Origin of the sequence: Caulobacter sp. DWR1-3-2b1 (genome assembly GCF_049895765.1) — a bacterium.
Classification (GTDB): Bacteria; Pseudomonadota; Alphaproteobacteria; order Caulobacterales; family Caulobacteraceae; genus Caulobacter.
In genome coordinates this window covers 1-2,509 of sequence record NZ_JAFCSZ010000066.1, presented here as the reverse complement: position 1 = coordinate 2,509, position 2,509 = coordinate 1, and the positions used below count along the sequence as shown (strand labels likewise).

At 62.5% G+C, this 2,509-nt stretch carries 2 protein-coding genes; both read left to right on the top strand.

The window, feature by feature from the left end; genetic code table 11:
• Positions 1-587 precede the first annotated feature (587 nt).
• Positions 588-1,493, top strand: a complete 906-nt coding sequence (locus tag ACP69S_RS21975) for a hypothetical protein (protein ID WP_426000844.1) — start codon at positions 588-590, stop codon at positions 1,491-1,493.
• Positions 1,494-1,507: 14 nt separating this feature from the next.
• A complete protein-coding gene (locus tag ACP69S_RS21970) occupies positions 1,508-2,086 on the top strand; it encodes a fasciclin domain-containing protein (RefSeq protein WP_426000842.1) in 579 nt (192 codons plus the stop codon).
• Positions 2,087-2,509: the final 423 nt, after the last annotated feature.

Sequence of the window (2,509 nt, the reverse complement as noted above, 5' to 3'; positions counted from 1 at the left end):
GGGCAAGGGACGGCGCGATCGTGACGCGCTGCTCTCGCCGCATCTGCTGGCCGCCCTGCGCAACTGGTGGAAGGTGGCGCGGCCGCCGGTGTGGCTGTTTCCCAACCGGCTGACCTCGTTCAACGCGGTGACGCCGCGCTCGCTGAACCGCGCCTTCCACGTGGCCCGCCACACAGCGCGCCGCTCAAATCCCCATAGGCTGCTACCGCCATCCCGCGGGTCAGACTTCTCAAACACCCGCCCTCGGGGTCAGCCCCGTCGCCGCGCCTGGCGGGCGTCCAAGAAACCTGAACAGCAGCGGAAATCAGGCCACCACCCGAAACCAGACATTCGACCCCTGGCCCGCAAGCGGACGTCGCCAAGGTCTGTGAAGGGTGGAGGCTGTGTAAAAACGCGTTTCGGACCTGGAGGTGCCCGTTGACCGGGTCACGAAATAGCTGATCTGGCGCTTTGTCGCGCATGGCGGCCGACCGGGACGCGAAAGTTTTCTTTCGTGAGCGGGCTCTGCCCGACGTTTTTACACAGCCTCGGTGGGCAGCAGACCTCTATCGGCAACCTTGTCAGGGACAGAACGTTCAAGCGTGGCCATGAAAGACAAAACCATGCTCAAGTTGCTCACCCTTCCCGCTGCGCTGCTGCTTACGGTTAGCGCGTCACAGGCACTTGCGCAGGGGCATGGGGGGGACAAGCCGGGGAAGGAAGGCAAGGGTGGCGGGGGAGAACACGCACAAGGTCACAAAGACCATCTTGGCAACGGCGGTAAGGGCAACAAGCACAAGGACCGCGGCGACGAAGATCGCGGCGACAAAGGCGAGAACCGATACCAGCAGGCCGAACGCGATGATGACCGCGGCCGAGGCCGCGAGTATGCGGGGTCCAATCGCGAACGAGATCGGGACCACGATCAGTATCGGGCCTACGGCCTGATCAAGGGCTGTCCTCCCGGCCTGGCCAAGAAGAACAATGGCTGCCTGCCACCCGGCCAGGCCAAGAAGGCGCAACGCGCGCGCTATGATTTCGGCTGGGGCCAAGCCAACGACGGCTTCGTGCATCGGTATGACGACGGGTATCAATACCGCTACGACCGGCAAGGCTCGCTGCTCGGGTATCTGCCGGCCTTGGGTGGCGCGCTTTCTGTGGGAAACCCCTGGCCTACCCAGTACCGCTACGAACCTGCGCCACGCTCTCAGCTTGACTACTACCGGCTGAATGACAGCTCCGATTATCGATATGCGGACGGCGCGATCTATGGCGTCGATCCGAAGACCGCGATGATCCAGCAGGTGGTCGCGCTCGTGACGGGGCAATCGGCAGCGGTGGGTCAACGGCTGCCCAGCGGCTATGACGTTTACAACGTGCCCTACGCGTACAGGGACCAGTATCCCGACACCGCCAACACCACCTACCGCTACAACGATGGCGCCATCTATCAGGTGAATCCGAAGACGCAGATGATCATGGCGGTCATCCAGCTGCTGGCCCAAAAGCGCTGAGTAGGACCTTGACCATGCGAACACTCACGCGCCTCGCGCTGACAACTCTCGCCGTTTTCACGCTCGCCGGCTGCGGTGACCGCCCTGACGCGACCGGACAGGAAAACTCCACCGCGGAAGCGCAAGCCGGCGCAACAAAGCTGACGCTGGCGGCAACGCTCAAGGCGGGGGTAGCGCATGCCGGTCTGGCAAAGGTGCTGAACAACTCCGGCTTGATGGGAGCCCTGGAAGGGGTAGGTCCATACACGCTGTTCGCTCCAGCGGACGATGCGCTTAAAGGCGCGGGGGGGGCGGACTTCACGGACGCAGCGATGAAGGCCGAGGGCGCGGCCCTGCTGCGCGCTCACATCGTCCCCGGCGCTCTCACCCGCGCCGACATCATCGGGGCCGTCGACCGGCCTGGAAGTAAGGGCGCGCAGATGCGGACCATGGGCGGGAGCCTTTTGACATTCACCCGCAGTGGCAATGATCTCATCGTTACCGCCTCGGACGGCGCCAGCGCGCGCCTGACGGGACAAGAAGTCCTGGCCAGCAACGGCGTGCTGCAACCGCTGGATGGTCTGCTAGCGAGACCTAGTGCTGCACCAAATTAGGGTCAGCGGAAGGGGCTGCTGAAGTTGGTCGTGTCGCGTTGGGTGAGATGCAGCGCACTCCGCCATCCTGACGAACTGAGCCATTAGAAATGAAGCCAATTTCGACCCCAGTGAGTTTGTCCGACCCTTGGGAGCCTTTGCCCCAAATCAGACTCGGCTAATGCCTGCTAAGGGGCGAAGTACTAACCCGCTAGAGCATTTTCCGATAAGTGTGAAACGCTTATCGGATCGAAAAATGCTCTAAACTTCTGATTTAGAGCCTTTTTTGCCCGACCCTGATGAAGCCATCAGGTCGGAAAGGGCTCTAGCGCGGGAAGGGTGTTTGTTCGTCGAAGATGAGCGGCGGGGTTCTCCTGTTTGAAGAGGAGCGTGGGTCGGCCACGTCCTCCTCGAGACAGGAGACGAGTGATGCCCGAAGACGCG

What these genes read in the sequence shown, in the direction of transcription:
- ACP69S_RS21970 (WP_426000842.1), top strand. Translation starts at nt 1,508, where the DNA reads ATGCGAACACTCACGCGCCTCGCGCTGACAACTCTCGCCGTTTTCACG.
- ACP69S_RS21975 (WP_426000844.1), top strand. Translation starts at nt 588, where the DNA reads ATGAAAGACAAAACCATGCTCAAGTTGCTCACCCTTCCCGCTGCGCTG.